Consider the following 18998-nt stretch of genomic DNA (forward strand, 5'->3'; position numbering starts at 1 on the left):
TCTCAAAACCAGAGCAACCAGCCCTGACACTCTCTCTAGCCCAGTGCCAACTAAGAACGAGGAGGGGAAACCTATTCTGCATGGCTCTAAAGCCAAAGACCTACTGAAATTTGCTGGAACCTGGCAGGGTGATGACTTTGAGGAATGTCTCCAGCTTGTTTACGACACCCGTTCCCAAGCTGAATTTTAATGTATTTACTCGACACCAACCACTGTAGTCGCATCATCTTTGGTGAACCTACCCTGATTCAGCAGCTACAACTACACAGTGAAGCGGATGTTGCCACCAGTGTCATCGTCCTTGGAGAACTTTTCTATATGGTAGCCAAATCTGAGCGAACAGCAGCTAATATGAAGCAAGTCAGAGCTTTTCTCAACAGGATCGACATTTACCCTATCACCCTTCCAATTGCTGAAATTTACGGCTCGATCAAAGGAAAGCTGATTACTGCTTTCGGTCCCAAAGATAAGACAAAGCGACGGAACTTCAACCCACAAACCCTTGGCTTTGGTGACAACGATCTCTGGATAGCTGCTACAGCAATTCAATACAACCTCACAGTTGTCTCTGCCGACAATGACTTTCAGCGCATTCAACAGGTAGAACCCTTTGCCTTAGAATCTTGGGTTTGAGGAACAGGGAACAGCAATGGTAGGGTGGGCAAAGGTCGATGATTGGTGATCAATTGGTAAAACTTTGATTATTTGCCCACCCTACCCCACATTCAGAATTTGCCCACCCTACTCCCCTGCAAAATCGTCTAAATCGCTAAAATCTAGAACTTGTCGTAAATTCTTCCCACAACAACACCCCCAATCGGGTCGATACTTGCCTCGCTCCACCCATTTGTGAAAACTGGAATATTCCCACAAATGAGGACAAGACACCAAACCATGTTTAACTGGATGTAGCGTGAATATAATCTATATGTCGGTGTAAATCATGGTCATTACGAATTGTATGCTCCCAAAACCGACGTTGCCAGACATTGCTTTCTCGATGTTTACGACGAGAAGCAGAAACATCTACCGAAAATGAGCGTTTTCACGGGTTATGAGCTGGTAAATAATACCTTTAACCGAGAGACTCGCGCTCGAATAATTAGCGATCGCTGATCTGGTAGGGTGGGCAAATGGACATGATTGATGTACTACGGCCAATGGCTGTTCGCGTAGCGTGCGCGTAGCGCTTAAGCCAATGGCTGTTCGCGTAGCGTGCGCGTAGCGCATATGCTTACGTTCTATACTTAAAGTTACAGCAATCTTGTTGGAGCATAAGCAATGTCCTACAGCGAATTTAAATCCATTGCTGAAGTGTGTAATCGGTTTGATTTAAACATTGATGAGTCGCAAAATTTGTTTACGGATATTGCTCCCGTGGAAGTTAGCGAACTTTTAGAACAAATCTTAAAACGAAATATTCCTCTCGCCAATGCCATCAATACAGAAAAAGCCCGGTCTGAACTCTTAATCGCTCCAACATTATTAGAAATCCGGGAAATCTTTCATAATGAAGTGGGTTTTTTTTCTGGGTCAGAATTCAATATTGATTCCGAGTTAGGATTAAACGGTTATTGTGACTTTATTTTGACCGCTTCACGAGAAATTTATGAGATTCACCGACCTGTTGTTACCTTAGTTGAAGCCAAGAATGAAAATATTAAAGGAGGTTTGGCGCAGTGTATTGCCGAAATGGTAGCAGCCCAACGCTTTAACGAGAGAGAAAATGTCACTTTACCGATTTTTGGAGCTGTAACAACTGGTCTAATCTGGCAGTTTCTTCGCTTAGAGGGCGTGCTCGTCTGGATAGATCTGCAAGAATACTATATTAGAGACACTGCCAAACTTTTGGGCATTTTGTCTCATCCCTTTCAAGACTATTTCCGCGTCCGTAATGATAATTAGGTAATTGTATATCGCCTTTATTATACCCATGAGGTACACAATTTATGGATTTTAGGGAACAGGGAGCAGGGAACAGGGAACAGGAAACAGGAAACAGGAAACAGAGAACAGTATGAGTAGGGTGGGCAAATCGACATGATTGATGATCAAATTGTCAAACTATCATTATTTGTCCACCCTACAGTGCTTTCAACTCAGGTCCGATGGGCAAATCGACATGATTCGTGATCAATTGGTATTACTTTCATTATTTGCCCACCCTACCCCACTACCCCACTGAGTTATGGAAAGCTGAAGGCTGACCGCTGACTGCTGAATGCTTATTTAGGCAAATGGACTAGATTGATGATCTTATTGTCAAACTATCATTATTTGCCCACCCTACCCCTGCCTCCCCTGTGCCCTTGCTGCATCGCTTATTCAATCTTCGGTGTAGTTTGCCCATAGCCCATAAGCACCTCAATTAGGGTGAGCCTAGCCCATTAGTTGACAGCTGTTCGCGTAGCGTGCGCGTAGCGCATTAGCTGACGGCTGATAACTAAATGGTTACACCAAATTTAATTTTCGTTCCTTATATAGCGTTTATCATAGCTATGAAGTACACATTATTTTTTCTTTCTTCCCTCTTCCCTGCTCCCTGCTCCCTGCTCCCTAAAACCCAGAGATTTGTACCTCATGGGTATAATAATTGCTATATAAATATTTATTACTTTTTTTGAGATTAGCTTGTTAATAAAGTTTACATCCGCCATCCTGATCAATGATATAGAATTTAGTTATGAATACAAAAAATAGAATTATACATCATATTTTTCGGGATGGTGTTAGTCAGCGCGGACGCTTGCTAAGGGAACTCGAACCAGATTATGTTTCCGTAGATGAGCGCGATGTTTCTGATTTAATCACCTTCGTACAAGAGTATGCCACAAAACTAAACTATTACGATGAGTCCAATCGGATAAATGGGGATTGGTCGAGTTTCTTTGCGGGAGATGTTGAGCAAATGGTTGCTTACATTAATAACCCGGAAAGCTTCGCAGACGAGCCATCGACACAACGGCAATTAGCCCAACCTCATCTAGTTTTGTTGTTCACGTTTTTACAATTATTACGCTATCCTCAGCAACAGTTTAAGGCACTGACCCAAAGATATCTCGATTTTTACTATAAAGAGGTACTACAGTTAAGGACAAAAGAGGAAGTTCCAGACAATATTCATGGGATTTTTGAGCTGGAGCAAGGAGAAGAAGCCCATCTTATTAACAAGGGTACTTTGCTCAGTGCTGGACAAGATAGTCAAGGGGTTAATATTAACTATGCCACCGATGAAGATATAGTTGTTAATCAAGCTCAAGTAGCCAGCATCAAAACGTTATTTGTAGAAAAAAATTATATCGGTTTAGAAGAAATTCATAATCAAGATAATAAGAGCGATCAAAGTTTTGAAACAATGCTGCGCTGGGCGGTTGGTAGCCCCGAGCAAGGAGACCAACTTCCTAAGTTTAAGAAGGGTAAAGCTGTTGATAACGGTGAAGCGGCTGATAATGGTGAAGCGGCTGATAATGGTGAAGCGGCTGATAATGGTGAAGCTGTTGATAATGGTGAAGCGGCTGATAATGGTGAAGCGGCTGATAATGGTGAAGCTGTTGATAACGGTGAAGCGGCTGATAATGGTGAAGCTGTTGATAACGGTGAAGCGGCTGATAATGGTGAAGCGGCTGATAATGGTGAAGCGGCTGATAATGGTGAAGCGGCTGATAATGGTGAATCTGTTGATATTGATGATCTCAAAAAATATATTTATCAACCCATTAAAAATACCGATCAAATTCCTCAAAATATAAAATTTTATATTGAAAATGAATTATTTTTTCTCAACACAGAAGATTTTAAGTATTGCTTTGATATCCATGATAGGCAAATAAATAAGGACAATACAGAAGTAGAAGAACCTACAGAATTAGAATGGAACGAAGTTTATAAAATAATTGAAAAAGCCTACAGAAAAAAAATTACCATGGGGAGGCGTAATGGCTTAAAAGAAAAGCGAGAAGAGTCCGAACATCCAGAAAAGCCTGGTTTCGAGAGCATGATGGAATGGGCTCTTGGGTTACCTAATCCTGGCGATCCTTTGCCGAAAATGCCTAATGGTTATACAACCCTCCAACAGATATTTGATCATCTTGACCAAGAGCGAGTTATTAGATATGTCAAAGAAGAACTGTATCTGAGTGTGGCAGATTTCCGGAAGATTATGGAAATCCAAGCTAATACTACAGAAAATCCTGATTGGAAAGAAGTCTATCGCCTCGTTGAAAAAGCCCAAACCAAGAAAAGAAACTTTACTTACCCTCCCATTGGGAGAACGGAAATTAAAAATATCCATGGAAGTTCACTAGTTGACGCTGAAGAGGGACAAGCAACTATATCGCAACGTTTTAAGACTTTTGGCAACATTACTCAAACCTCACAAAATTCTATCGGTTTTGCTGTTACTTCTCCCGTCTTGTTGTTGCAAGAAGGTACACGTACTATTACCCTTACCTTCACCGGTGAAGAAAGGACTTTGAATCGGGATAAGTTCCAGGCAATACTAAGTAGTGAAAATGGCCCTTTTGAAATTTACTTGAGTAGTGAAGCGCAATGGATACAGCCGGAATCCTTTAAATATGAAATTGGCGTTTTTATTGTAGAAGAACCACTAGTCTCTTATAGCAGTACAGAAATATCTCTGGGTTCCACTGCTTCGGACAACGATAACTTGACAAGCGTTTCTTTTATTGAAGGCTCTGAACATACCTTTTCTGCTAGCAACGTGAAGCAACTTCTTGTCTGGAATGACGGCAAGATATTCCAGATTACAGGATTAGTTAACAATAAAAAAGCTAATATACAGCAAATTGGTATCGGTAATTTATCTCAAGATGCTGTTAGTACTGGCCAGATTAAGCTCTATCGTACTTCTGCTATTTATTTCAACAGTTTACAGTTTCAGTTAACCCTGGATTATACCCTACCCGCTATTTTGCCACCACAACCAGATCAGTCAACTTTTTTCCTGGACAGTCCCCATCCAGTGGTAAAAATTCTGTTGAAAGAAATATCACCGTCAGAAAAATCCGAGGAAAAAATTATTTATTACGATCAATTAAAATCAATATCCTTAGAAAAAGTCAATATACAAGTTGAAGTAGAAAATATTCAAGATCTCCAACTGCGGAACGATAACTCAGTACTAAATCCCAAAACTACTTTTAAACCCTTTGGGGATAATCCTAAAGCAGGTTCGGGGTTTTACTTCGCTAATCGAGAAATTAGTACCAAAAAATTAGATAGTCTTGTCCTCAAGATGGAATGGATGGGACTTCCTCAAGACTTTGCTACCCATTATGAAGCATATTCAAGTACTGGGGTTATTAAATATAAAGCTAAATCCGAATCTGGAGAAGAGAAAGAAGAAGGAGAAGATAAAGAAGAAAAAATGATCGCTAATAACAGCTTTCAAGCAAGTTTGAAGCTTTTCAATAAAAGAAGCTGGGTGGATATTGAAGGTCCCAAATCCATTTTTACCCAAGAAAATAATACTTTAAGTAATCCAATTAACCTCAATTATCAAAACTTTAATCTGAAAGGCTATTCTCTGGATACTTCTTCCTATGAAACCGATACAGACGATTTTTTTGAACAAAGAAGGTATTTTAAACTGGAATTAGAAAGCCCAGATTTTGCATTTGCCCATGATTTATATCCAGTAGTATCAACTCAGGTGGCTTTGTCAACGGATACAGACTTTGTTAATGATAACGAAGAAAATAATTCATCAACAAAAATCAAACCCCTGCCGGTTTATCCCCCTTACACCCCGGAAGTTAAAGCCATCTACCTCGACTATACTTCCTCAGTAGAGATTGACTTGCAAGCCTCCCAAAGCGAGCAGGAACCTAGTAAAATCTTCCAACTTCATCCCTTTGGCTATGTTGATATCCAAAATCTAAATCAAGACAACCAATATTATCTGTTACCGAACTATCAAGAAGAAGGCACTTTATACATCGGTATCCGCAATCTGCAACCACCCCAAAACATTTCCATCCTCTTCCAAATGATACCGGGGAGTGGCAATGGGGAACTAACTCCGCCACAGATTCACTGGAGTTACTTGAGTGGTAATTCTTGGCAAGAATTTAAAGATACAGAGATGCTTTCCGATAGTACCAACGGGTTAGTGGATTCGGGGATTATCCGCTTGAGTATCCCTGAGGGAGCCACCAGTCAGCAGCAATTATTACCCAGTGGTTTACATTGGTTACGAGCCAGCGTTACGGAAAACGCTGCTGCCATTCCTGATACTCTGGACATCAAAACCCAAGCAGTCAGGGCGACCTTTGTGAATCAGGGGAATGCAGCCGACCATTTAAGTAAACCCTTAGCTGCTAATTCCATTCAAGGATTTGTAACACGAGATCCCGCCATCAACACAGTACAACAGCCCTATAGTTCCTTTGGCGGTAAACCAAAAGAAGACAATCGCGCCTTCACCATGCGGGTGAGTGAAAGACTGCGCCATAAACAGAGGGCTATAACCGCCTGGGATTACGAACGTCTAGTATTGGAACATTTCCCCCAAATCTATAAGGTGAAATGTATCACCTCTGCTGCTGGCAACCACAATCCTGGTGATGCCAAGGTAACTGTGGTGGTAATTCCCGACGTGGCGAATACTGCGCCTTTCTTTCCCCTGGAACCCAAAGCACCTTCCTACTTACTAAAGGAAATCCAGGCATACCTGCAAAACTATACCTCCCCATTTGTGCAAATCGTGGTGAAAAATCCCCGCTACAAACCCATTCAATACAAAGTGGGTATCCGTTTTCTCGCTGGATCTGACCAGGGGGACTATCTGAATCAACTCAATGAAGATATTAAAGGCTTTTTGTCCCCGTGGGCCTATGAAGAACAAGCAGATATTACCTTTGGTAGTTCAATCCATAATTCCTCAGTGATCCATTTTATTAAGAAAAGACCTTATGTAGATGATGTTGGCTATCTCAAATTAATTGAGCAAGTCGGCATCAAAGCTGGATCTGGCGGCAAGTCAGATATCTATTATCGGGTGATTCCGTCTAATCTTGCCCAGGTGCAACATCCTGATTCAATTTTGGTTTCTGCCCCTCAACATATTATCTACCTGATGGGCACAGAAAAATCTTATGATGAAGAGGATTTTGAGGGGATTGGTTATATGAGTATTGTTACTGATTTTGAAGTTAGTTAAAAGGAGTTAAATATCATGGCTCAAAAGAAGAGAAGTGAACTAAAAGAATTATTCGAGACAGGTAAAAAGCCTTCTCAACAGAATTTTGCAGACTTTATTGATTCCACCCTCAATATAAAAGATGATGGCATAGAAAACCCGGCTGGGGCAGATACTCCCCTCAAGATTACCGCCCCCCTCAAGATTACCGCCCAAGGTAAGGATGAGAAACTGTTGGATTTTTATGCGGGTGAGACGAAGACTTGGAGTATTAATAAAAAATCAGGAGATAAGCCAGATTTAAATATAAAATATAATTCTGGAGATAGTAGGCTTTTTATTGACAGCAGTAATGGGAATGTGGGACTGAGTATCGATGATCCGCCGACGGCGAAACTCCATATTCAGCAGACGGGTAATGAAGATGCTTTACGGATTGATGATCAGTTAAAGGATACGATTTTTCTGATTAATAAAGATGGCAATGTGGGGATTGGGACGGATTGTCCAGATGCCAAGCTGGAAATTAAAGGAGATCAACCTGTCCTGAAGATTTGGGGGCAAAGATGTAATGATAATGCAACCATTCAATTGCGAGAATACACCGGAGGCAACTGGGGTTTTGACCTTAAGTACATTGGCAGTTCAGAAAAAAAATTCTATATAGAAAGCTATAGCGACTGCGTTTCAAAAGGAAAACATTTAACCATTGTAAGTGAATCAGGCAATGTGGGGATTGGGACGACCTGTCCAGATGCCAAACTAGAAGTTAACGGAAATTTAAAGCTATGCTACGGAGTAGCGGTGAATGCATTTTCTTGTGATGCTACTCTCAAAGATTGTAGCGATATGGCCATACCAACGGAAAAAGCAATTAAAACCTATGCCGATACTAAAGCACTTCTCAATGGTTCTGTGAGTGAGGATTTTTCAGCAAAAAACCTCACTGTAAATGGAGTAATTAAACCAAGTGCGGGTAATAAAAAAAACAACGGTATTTTATTTACTAAAGAACCGGATTATGGTAGTAAAGATGCTGCCTGGATCAGGTATTACCGTTGTGGAAATTCAGGAGAAAATACGACACTGGAGATAGGGACATCTAATGATTGTGACGATCATATTGCCTTAATGCCTGGAAAGGGCAATGTGGGGATTGGGACGACAAATCCAAGGGCTAAACTCTCTATAAATGGCGGTTTGCACGTTGGTGGTGATTCCGATCCAGGGGATAAAAACCTACGGGTAGATGGCTGTACAACCACAAAGGAATTATCTGTCTCAGGAAGTCTTAGCTTTGATACACCCACAAGACAGATAATTAACATGTGTAATAATAATTACGGGATAGGGATACAGGATGGCACTCAATATTTCCGCACTGACAATAATTTTGCTTGGTACAAAGGTGGTACTCATGATAACAATGAACTGAACCCTGGTACTGACGGAATAGTACAGATGGTTATCAAAGATTGCCATGTGGGAATTGGGACGATAGATCCAGGGGCAAAACTAGAAGTGAAGGGCAATCTCAAGCTACTAAAGGGAGTAGCGGTGAATGAATTTTCTTGTGATTGTACTCTCGAAGATAATAGCGATTGTGCAATACCAACAGAGAAAGCCATTAAAACCTATGCCGATACTAAAGCGCTTCTCCATGGTTCTGTGAGTCAGGATTTTTCAGCAAAAAACCTAACTGTAAATGGAGCGATACAACTAAGTTGTGGTGATACTGCCTGGATCAGATATTACCGTGGAGGATGCGAACCAGAGGCAAAGACACTGGAGATTGGAACATCTAATCATTGTCACGATCATATTGTTTTAATGCCTGGAAAAGGCAATGTGGGGATTGGGACGAGCAATCCAACTCACAAGTTTCATGTCCTAGGATCAGATGCAGTAGGCTTATTTCAATCTTGCACTAACCTAGCCGTCTTAAAACTTTCCACCAACGAAGGATTGAATAATCGGGTAGAAATTGCCAATAAACCTGGTGGGCGATTGAGCTTTTCTACAGCAGAAGCGTGTGATGTATTCAACGTCACCAAAGATGGTAATGTGGGGATTGGGACGACAAATCCAGGGGCAAAACTAGAAGTGAAGGGCAATCTCAAGCTACAACAGGGAGTAGCGGTGAATGAATTTTCTTGTGATTGTACTCTCGAAGGTAATAGCGATTGTGCAATACCAACCCAGAAAGCAATTAAAACCTATGTAGACACAAAAACACGTTTTTCTGGTTCTGCGAGTCAGGAGCTTTCAGTAAAAAACCTAACTGTAACTGGAGCGATACAACTAAGTTGTGGTGATGCTGCCTGGATCAGATATTACCGTGGAGGATGCGAACCAGAGGCAAAGACACTGGAGATTGGAACATCTAATCATTGTCACGATCATATTGCCTTAATGCCTGGAAAGGGCAATGTGGGGATTGGTACGGATACTCCAGAGGCAAAGCTGGATGTGTTAGGAAAAATAAAAGGTGGCGGGGTTTTGGCTGGAATATGGGCAGCCCAACCAGAGACTGATGTTTCTATCACATGCGCGGGGTGGGAAGATGTTTCCGATACATCAGTTACTTTCACCCTAGATAGAAAAGCAATAATTTTTTGTACCTATTCAATTAATGTCCAACCAGAGGGGAATTGTAAAGGTCGTGATCTCGTTGCAACAAGGCTAGTCGTGGACGGTAATGGCTGTCCCCAATCTGGTTCGCACTTTCAAGCCCATAGCTCTAATCATGCTAATGTGAATTTGAATGGCAATGTCGTCTTGCCGCTTGGGACAGGTGAGCATACCGTTAAGCTCCAGTCGAAGAAAGTTGGCGACAATGTGGCAAGGTGGACTAGCAACCCATCATGCCTAGATGGCTTCGGTGGCGGAAGAACACTTGTGGTCATGGCATTTTACCAATAAAAGGCTTACAGGAAATCATCAGTGCGATCGCCTTGGATTAAGAACCTCCCAACCCACTCCTAACCCATCCGAGCAGGGAAATTCGCACTGAAACAAATCAGTAAGAAAGTAACATGAAAGAACAACTAAAAAAACGCCTAACCCAACTCAAAGCAGAATTTGAATCAGGACAAAAAGTCCTCGCCGATTTAGAAGCCAAACAAGCCAATATCAGTGAAACCTTACTCCGCATCCAAGGAGCAATTCAGGTATTGGAAGAAGAGTTAACTAAACCTAATGGTGCTGCATCTGAACCAGAAACGGTGGAGGTTTTAGAAACGGAAGCAATTGAGAATTAAGAGAAATCTTGTGGAAATAAACAAGCATAAACTATCTTTCCCCAATCACCATGACTGAAAACCTTACCATCTCCAACGCTCCCCCAGAACATCCTGGCATGAATTTTGCCTTATTGCGACAAGAAGGAATCAAGCACATCGAACGCCTAGGGGGGAAACTGTGGACAGACTACAATACCCACGATCCTGGCATTACAACCTTAGAACAACTCTGCTATGCCATCACGGATTTAAGCTATCGCCTTGACTTCGAGATGAAAGACTTGCTTGCGTCTGCTCCTGGAGAAAAAACTGGAGAAAACAACAAGCAGTTTTTCACCGCCAGAGAAATCCTCACCGTTAATCCCCTCACAATTAATGATTATCGCAAACTGCTAATCGACATCGATGGTGTTAAAAATGCATGGTTAGAACCAATTCAGAATTCACAAACCCCAATTTATTACGATTCCCTTCTTCATACCTTAACTTTTGAAGCTTCTAAACGCACTCAGCCAGTCAACTTAAATGGACTTTATCGGGTACTAATCGAAAAAGACAAAAATGTCTCTGACGAAGGGAGTCTCATCGAAAAAGTACAATCTAAACTTAATCAGCATCGAAATCTGTGTGAAGATTTTGCTTCAGTGGAAATTTTACCCATTGAAGAAATCACCATCAAAGCCGAGATTGAGATTGAAGAAGGATTTGATGTGAATGAATTAATGGCACAGATATATTTGGATTTAGATAATTTTATTTCTCCTCACCTAGAATTTTTAACTCTCAAAGAACTACTGGATCAAGGCAAAAATCCTGAAGCAATCTTTGATGGTTTTCCCCTGGAACATGGCTTCATTGACGATGAAAAACTTGATAGTTTTATCAAGAAAGACCAACTGCGCACTTCTGACCTAATTCGGATTATTTCAGATATTCCAGGGATAAAAACTGTTGGAAGCATTACTATTTCAAGCGAAAATTCATCTGAATCAGAAGAATTGGCGTTAGCATTAGATCCTAATCTAACACCCCAACTCAAAGATATAGATGGCTTGACAAGTAACATTACCTTTTATAAAGGACAAATTCCGTGCAATCCGAACCTGGCTAAAGCTCAAAGTCATCTGAAATCCTTACAACAGCAAAACACCAAAACACCATCAACCACACAAATAAAAGATCTCCCCATCCCAGTGGGACAATACCGAGAATTATCTGACTATGAATCAATCCAAAATGATTTTCCTGCTACTTACGGTATTGGAGAAATAGGTTTACCGGCTTCTGCATCCCCCAAACGCAAGGCTCAAGCCAAGCAACTACAAGCTTATTTAATGTTTTTTGACCAACTTTTAGCTAACTATTTTGCTCAATTAGAACACACTAAAGATTTATTCTCTTTTCAAACTAAGAACAAGACAACCTACTTTTTCCAGGAACTTTCAATGGTTCCAGGTGCAGCAGAAATCCTAAATACAGATAAAACTTCACCAGATGGTCAATCGACTGAGATTAGTAAGATAAGAAGAAACCGTTTCCTGGATCATTTAATGGCACAGTTTTGTGAAAAATTTACTGATTATTCCTTACTTTTATATGAATCAATTCTGGAGGAAAAGCTGATTGATGATAAAATTAATTTCTTACAGAACTATCCCCAAATCAGTGCCGGAAGGGGTAAAGCATTTAATTACACTGATTCCAGTCACGTTTGGGATACAGAAAACGTATCGGGACTAAAACAAAGAATTTGTAGTTTACTAGGAATTCCTTACCATCGAAAAACTTTGGCTCTCTGCAATGAATCGGATGAAACCGAAGGATTCCATATAGTCGAACACATTTTACTTCGTCCTCGCAGCAGTAACGATTCTTATTTGTTTAAATTTGGTTATAAAATTTCGGAATTTAAATCAAACACCGATTCAAACACAATAGTAACTTGTGTGTCTGATAAACACGGACTTTCAAACAATGAACGAATAAAAATATTTGATACACGTAATTACAATGGTATTTATTCCGTTACCAATGTTAAAACAAATACATTCGATATAAAAATAGCAACGGAATTTGTAGAATTAGAAGAAGGAGAATCAGAAACAGGAAAATGGGTACAATTAGATCACCTAGATCACCCGATAGATCCTTACTCTTTCCAAATCAGTTTTGTATTCCCCAATTGGCTACCTCCCTTTAAAAAAGAAAACTTTAAACAACTAATTGATAACATTATCATTGCCGAAATCCCCGCCCATATAACCCCTTATTGCCACTGGTTAGATAAATCTAATATGATAAAATTTGAAAATGTCTACCAGCTCTGGCTAAATACAAAAATGGATAAAAATTCAACTAATAACCTGATAAATTTTTTGGTAAATGGTAGTATTTCAAATCCACCATGTAAGGTTTTAGGATATATGACTATCGGCACAGATTTTAAAGTTATTTGTTAAAGCCTTTGGAAGTGAACCAACAACGACATATTATCAAAAAACAGATTATAGAACTTAATTTAAGTTCACAGCAAGGTGCTTTTGAACTGCAAAATGAGGTAAGTAGACTATATCGCCATAAAGTCCTCCCCCTGATTGATAACTTGTTTAATCAGTTCAGCGATTTAGATACAATACATCGAATTAATACCCTAGAAATAGACCTAGGCAATATCGATATTAATAATCTAGAACAGGAATTGATTGACAAAATTATAGCACAAATTCAACAGCAATTAGAAGAACAAATTAGTCTGTCAAATTCCAGTTTTTCAACTCCTCCACAACCTAATACTGAGTTGGGTAAGTCTTCACCACTGCTTCGTAGAACAGAGGGAGAGACGGGGGAAAATCTAGAAGTAAATAAATTTACCTCTGTAAGTGCAACTCGCTATCAAAGACTATCTGATCAAATTGGCAAATCAGAGATTGCTAGTAAAAGAGCTTTACAACTAGAGGTTTTTAGCTACTTTATCCAAACAGGGATGCTACCCTGGTGGGCAGAAAACTTAAGCAAACAAGAGCTAGAACAATATTGCGATCGCCTGATCACCAATTCCCCAAATCAGGTCAAGTCTATTGTTGAGCAAAGCTTAAAGAATCCCAAGCACTTGCAGCGCCTTATTTACCAATTTTCGGATTCAACACTCCTAAAAATATCCGGATTGTTTACTGGGGATTCAGTCCAGTTTATTGCCGACTATAATACAGACATAAAATCGGTCTTGGCACAGCTAGAGCAGACCAGAAATATTCCGGCAGCTAAATTGCGATTAGAGATATGGCAAGGATTATTGCTCAGCTTCTCTTCAGATAGTAATAATCAAATAGATAAGTTCAAGTTAGTCGAAGAAAATTTATTACATATTGCCACCAGTAATCGGATTAACTATTCTGAGTTTTTAAAGAATATTGTTGCCAAGATAGAGCATCTAGTCAGAGCAGGAAAAGAATTTAAAAGCACACTTCCAGAAATCTTAGATAGAATCCAAATCCCTAGCCAAGAGACACAGTTGATTAGAGCAGAAGCAAGAGCTTCACAACTAGAGATTTTTAACGACTTTATCCAAACCGGTATACTCCCCGAAAATTTAAGCAAACAAGAGCTAGAAGACTATTGCGATCACTTGATCACCAATTCGCCAAATCAGGTCAAGTCTATTGTTCAGCAAAGCTTAAAGAATACCAAGCAATTGCAGCGCCTGATTTTCCAATTTTCGGATTCAACACTCCTAAAAATAGCCGGATTGTTTACTGGGGATTTAGTCCCGTTTATTGCCGACTATAATACAGACATAAAACCGGTCTTGGCACAGCTAGAGCAGACGAAAAATATTCCGGAAGCCAAATTGAGATTGGAAATATGGCAAGGAATACTTTTCAGTATCTCCTCAGAGAGTAATACTCAAGTAGATAAATTCAAGTTAATCCAAGACAATTTCTTACATATTGCCAGCAGTAATAATATTAACTATCCTGAGTTGTTAACTAATCTTGTTGCTAAGATAGAGCATCTAGTCAGAGCAGGAAAAGGATTTAAAAGCACACTTCCAGAAATCTTAGATAGAATCCAAATCCCTAACCAAGATAGACAGTTGATTAGAGCAGAAGCAAGAGCGTCACAACTAGAAATTTTTAGCGACTTTATCCAAACCGGTATACTCCCGGAAAACCTCAGCAAACAAGAGCTAGAAGACTATTGCGATCGCTTGATCACAAATTCCCCAAATCAGGTAAAGTCTCTGGTTCAGCAAAGTCTAAAAAATCCCAAGCACTTGCAGCGCCTTATTTACCAATTTTCCGATGCAACACTCCTAAAAATAGCCGGATTATTTACTGGGGATTCAGTCCAGTTTATTGCCGACTATAATACAGACATAAAACCGGTCTTGGAAGAGCTAGAGCAGACCAGAAATATTCCGGCAGCCAAATTGAGATTGGAGATATGGCAAGGAATACTTTTGAGTATTTCCTCAGAGAGTAAGACTAAAGTAGATAAGCTCAAGTTAGTCCAAGACAATTTCTTACATATTGCCAGCAGTAATCGGATTAACTATCCTGATTTTATCAATAGTATTGTTGCCAAGATAGAGCATCTAGTTAGAGCAAGAAAAGGATTGAAAAGCACACTTCCAGAAATCTTAGATAGAATCCAAATCCCTAGTCAATATACACAGTTGATTAAAGAAAGGGAACAACTGGAACACCTATTAATGGAATTGCAACACCTTGATTTAAATAGCCAGATATTCCCCCAACATAAACAGCAAATTAATCAACTTAAGACTGAAATAGAAATATTACGAAATGCAATCAATAATCCTGCCCAAGCCCAAAGGTCATCAGAGCTGATTACACGCTTCAAACAACTACAGAAAAGTCTTGAAACTCTTAAATTCAACATCCAACAAGAACTCAATTATAATCAAACCAGGCTTCCAGATACTGTTAATAGTTTTAGTGACTCTGATGAAATCTACATTTACAATGCAGGATTAATTTTGCTATGGCCATTTCTGACTCGCTTCTTTGTCAAAATAGGACTGGTACAAGATAAGATTTTTATTAATACCACATCTGCTGAACGAGCAGCCCTTTTACTCCAGTATTTAGTTGATAACTCAACAGAAATACCAGAACACAGTTTACCTATTAATAAAATACTATGCGGTATAGAGTTATTAGAACCTATAGACACCAATTTAGAAATCACCGAACAAGAACGAGAAGAATGTGAAAACTTGTTATCTGCTGTGATTCAAAATTGGTCTATTTTGAAAAATACATCAATAGAAGGATTTAGAAGAGCTTTTTTGCAGAGAAACGGTATTGTGAGAATTCGTGATGGTAGTTGGCTGCTACAGGTTGAACGTGAAACTTACGATATTTTACTAGATAGAATTCCTTGGAGCATACGAGTTGTCAAGCTGCCGTGGATGGATAACATTTTATACGTAGAGTGGTAAGCTGTAGGGAATAGGGAACAGGGAACAGGGAATAGGGAACAGGGAATGGGGAACAGGGAACGGGGAACAGAAATATGTCTTAACCTTTACTTAGACTTCTATAAAAGAAGCATTCAGCTGATAGCTGAATGCTTAAAAAGCTTACTAACTTTTCAGTTTTATCAATCAACCTTCAACCTACCCTACGGTAACCCCAAAGGCGAACAACATTTTTAAATTAAGAATGTAGAATGCGCGAATTTAGAATTCTACATTCTGCATTCTACATTCTGCATTCTGACAGAGAACCTTAAATCCTCAATCCCCAGTAATGGACAAACCATCAACCCAGATTTTTGGACAGACTCCACCAGAGGTCAACTCAGCCTCTTTTTCCACATAAATAATCGATTTCAGCAGTTCCCGAAAATCTCCGGCTACCGTTGCGGAATCAATACTAGTTAATTCTCCCTTATTCACCATCCAACCATCAAAGGGTAGAGAAAAGGAACCTTCGAGTGCTTTAACTCCCGCATGAAGCGCATTTACCTCATCAATCCAAATCACATTTTCAGCTTGGTCTAAGCTGTACTCTTGTTCAGCAGATTGACCAGGAAAAACATGATAGAAATTAGGGCTAACTGTAACTTTTGCCCCAATATTGGCATGACCTGTTGGTTGAGCATTCAGGCGTTTCGCGGTGCCAGCACTGTGCAGAAAACTGCTTAACACCCCTTCTGTAATTATCGGTACTCGACGAGTAGGTGTTCCTTCTCCATCAAAATAGACCGGTGCCACATTCTCTTGATGTAGCTCATCATCACAGACAGAAAGCAGAGGAGAAGCAATTGGTGTACCTAGAGACTCTGGAGTCGAGAGGCTTTGCTTGTCTAGAATATTCTGAGCATTAAATAAATTAGAAAAAGCATTCAGTAAACTTAGGAAAGCTTCGGGAGAGAACACTACTCGATATTTCCCGGACTTAACTTTCTCATAATTCAAGTGACTGATGGTTTTCTCAGCAGCTTCTTGGAGACAAGTCTGAATATCCAGAGTTTCTAAACCTTGACTAATCTTATAGGCACCAGCACTACGGGGCTTTTTCCCTTCTTCCTCAGTTTTGGTATAAAGATAAATGGAAGCCGAGGAGCTAGCTTGCTGGCGCAATGCCCCATCACTATTGAGATAAAAGCGCTCAACATCCCGTTGAGATAGTCCATTGTAAGGAACTCCGGCAATAGCTGAGTGAGCGTCCAGTAACTTTTTCTCTGAATCCAGTAGGGTTTCTACTAATTTGGATACTGGCTGTGGAGGCACTTGATTATTGGGAATATCTGGAATCGATACTGTTGACTCAGGGCTAAAGTCTGGGGCGTTTTCCTTCACTCCAAAACTACTTGCCTCATAAGCGGTTTTTAAGGCTAGTTCCAACCCAGTTGGGTTGGTATCGGTAGTTGAAGTAATGCCTACTTTCTGGTCTTGATTCCAAACCCGTACAGTTACACCAGACCGATTAGATGCCTCAACCTGTTTTGGCTCACCCTGGTCTACTTGAACACCAGCTTCATCCACTGCAGAGCCATAAATATCGAATTTTTCAATTCCCAGGCGTTTTGCGATCGCAATCGCCGAATCAGCTATCTCATTAATCTTGGTCATCTTATGTTTAGATTGTGAATGTTTTGATTAACAAAAAAAAAGAGGCATGATATCAAATCCGGTTAATCGCTTCGGATTCACCTTAATTGTTAGTTAATTGTTCATTTAAACTTGACTAACAATCAAGAATGATAAGTCTTCAACCGGAGATGATAGTCTAACACTAGTCCCAAAGCCTGGCTGCTGGGGTAACTTACCGTCCACCAACCGTAATCGAATCTACCTTGATATGAGGCTGACCGACGGTGACATAAACACTGCCGCTAATGGAACCACAGAAACCAGCGGCTAATCCTAAGTCTTTGGAACACATGGAAATTTTATTCATAATTTCCTTAGCTTCCCCAATCAGAATTGCCCCTTTCAGCGGTTTAGTGATTTTGCCATTTTCAATCAAATAGGCTTCATCGACACCAAAGTTAAATTCCCCAGTAGCACCAACACTACCACCGCCCATGCGCTTGCAGTAAATACCTTTATCGATAGAAGTAAATAAATCCTCTACCTCGTAATCACCAGGAGCAATGTAGGTATTGCGCATCCGTGAAGCAGCAGCATAGGCATAATTCTGACGGCGGCCACTACCTGTTCTGGGGTGTCCAGTCAGCTGAGACCCTGCCCGGTCGGCGATAAAATTCTTCAGTATGCCATTTTCAATCAACAGAGTTCTTTGGGCTGGCATGCCCTCATCATCCATATCAATGGTTCCAAAGGCATTGTCAGATAACCCTTCATCCCAAGCGGTGAGGCTTTCGTTAGCAATCTTCTCGCCTTTTTTGTCAGCAAACGGAGTAGTTTTCCGCTCAATCTGGGTCGTTTCCAACAGGTGTCCACAGGCTTCATGGAAAATTACCCCACCAAAGGAATTCGCCATGATAATCGGGTAAGTACCAGACTCTACGTAATCCGCATAGAGCATCTTACCAGCAGATTCAGCAACTTCCTCAGCAGTACCATTATAATCCCAGGCTCTTAGAAACTCTGGGTTACCGGTACTACCAGCACGCTTGCCAATCGAAGAGCGATGGTCGCCATCAGCACATAGCAAGTTATATCCCACAGACTGAGTTAAACGAATATCTCTGGCAAAGGTGCCATCACTAGCTGCTACCAGAACTTCCTGCCAATCCCGGAAATAAACAGCCCGTCGGGATTGGACATGGCTAGCCTTGCGCTGGAGTGCCCCATTTGCATCCAGGAGTACTTCTCCCATTTCTGCCATGGAACTGCAACCGGTTAGCCAACTGTCTTTGCCTCTAGCAGTAGCGTAATCCCGCAACAGTTCCAGGTTAGTTTCTGGGATAAAGGCATTAGGGGTAGGTAATTCCAGCCCTTGAATCGACAGGGCTTTCTCCAAAGCCGCTTTTAGCCCCGAAAAGGATAAGTCATTAGTGCTAACATAGCAGTCTGACTTACCCCGAAATACTCGGATACCAGCACCAGAGGTAAGGCGGGGAGAAATGCTAGTAATGGCATCATCTTCCGCAAGACAGCT

11 protein-coding genes and 1 pseudogene are annotated in these 18998 nt (G+C 40.6%); 10 read left to right on the forward strand and 2 right to left on the reverse strand.

Annotated elements, in window-relative coordinates; all coding sequences use genetic code 11:
• The 10 genes and pseudogenes from F6K52_RS15330 to F6K52_RS15375 all read left to right on the forward strand — a co-directional run.
• Nucleotides 1–190 (forward strand): annotated as a pseudogene (locus F6K52_RS15330) (hypothetical protein); the annotation flags it as partial.
• Nucleotides 190–633: a type II toxin-antitoxin system VapC family toxin gene (locus F6K52_RS15335; RefSeq protein WP_293079011.1), complete on the forward strand. Its 444-nt coding sequence runs from the start codon at nucleotides 190–192 to the stop codon at nucleotides 631–633. The pseudogene F6K52_RS15330 and the gene F6K52_RS15335, both read left to right, overlap by 1 nt.
• Nucleotides 634–957: 324 nt before the next feature.
• Nucleotides 958–1116 carry a hypothetical protein gene (locus F6K52_RS15340; RefSeq protein WP_293079013.1) on the forward strand — a complete coding sequence of 53 codons (159 nt, stop codon included), beginning with the start codon at nucleotides 958–960 and terminating at the stop codon, nucleotides 1114–1116.
• A gap of 165 nt (nucleotides 1117–1281) precedes the next feature.
• Nucleotides 1282–1905, forward strand: coding sequence for a hypothetical protein (locus tag F6K52_RS15345; RefSeq protein ID WP_293079015.1), 624 nt, complete (start codon nucleotides 1282–1284; stop codon nucleotides 1903–1905).
• 593 nt (nucleotides 1906–2498) lie between these two features.
• Complete coding sequence (locus F6K52_RS15350) at nucleotides 2499–2624, forward strand: hypothetical protein (protein WP_293079017.1); 126 nt, start codon at nucleotides 2499–2501, stop codon at nucleotides 2622–2624.
• A 59-nt stretch (nucleotides 2625–2683) separates the two neighbouring features.
• Nucleotides 2684–7180 (forward strand): baseplate J/gp47 family protein, encoded by a 4497-nt coding sequence (locus tag F6K52_RS15355; RefSeq protein ID WP_293079020.1) that lies wholly within the window; start codon nucleotides 2684–2686, stop codon nucleotides 7178–7180.
• 15 nt (nucleotides 7181–7195) lie between these two features.
• Nucleotides 7196–10081, forward strand: coding sequence for a hypothetical protein (locus F6K52_RS15360; RefSeq protein ID WP_293079022.1), 2886 nt, complete (start codon nucleotides 7196–7198; stop codon nucleotides 10079–10081).
• A gap of 113 nt (nucleotides 10082–10194) precedes the next feature.
• Nucleotides 10195–10419, forward strand: coding sequence for a hypothetical protein (locus tag F6K52_RS15365; protein ID WP_293079024.1), 225 nt, complete (start codon nucleotides 10195–10197; stop codon nucleotides 10417–10419).
• Nucleotides 10420–10673: 254 nt separating this feature from the next.
• Entirely contained in the window at nucleotides 10674–12860 is a 2187-nt protein-coding gene (locus F6K52_RS15370) for a hypothetical protein (RefSeq protein ID WP_293079026.1), read from the forward strand.
• Nucleotides 12861–12871: 11 nt separating this feature from the next.
• A complete protein-coding gene (locus F6K52_RS15375) occupies nucleotides 12872–15865 on the forward strand; it encodes a contractile injection system tape measure protein (protein ID WP_293079032.1) in 2994 nt (997 codons plus the stop codon).
• Nucleotides 15866–16162: 297 nt separating this feature from the next.
• On the opposite strand, the gene F6K52_RS15380 is transcribed toward F6K52_RS15375, so the two are convergent.
• Both F6K52_RS15380 and F6K52_RS15385 read right to left on the reverse strand, forming a co-directional pair.
• Complete coding sequence (locus F6K52_RS15380; protein ID WP_293079028.1) at nucleotides 16163–17503, reverse strand: TldD/PmbA family protein; 1341 nt, start codon at nucleotides 17501–17503, stop codon at nucleotides 16163–16165.
• Between the two features lie 193 nt (nucleotides 17504–17696).
• Nucleotides 17697–18998, reverse strand: a 1302-nt coding sequence (locus tag F6K52_RS15385) for a TldD/PmbA family protein (RefSeq protein WP_293079030.1), incomplete at its 5' end; no start/stop codon positions are given.

The sequence above is a fragment of the Moorena sp. SIO3H5 genome (assembly GCF_010692395.1).
In the GTDB taxonomy this organism is placed as follows: Bacteria; Cyanobacteriota; Cyanobacteriia; order Cyanobacteriales; family Coleofasciculaceae; genus Moorena.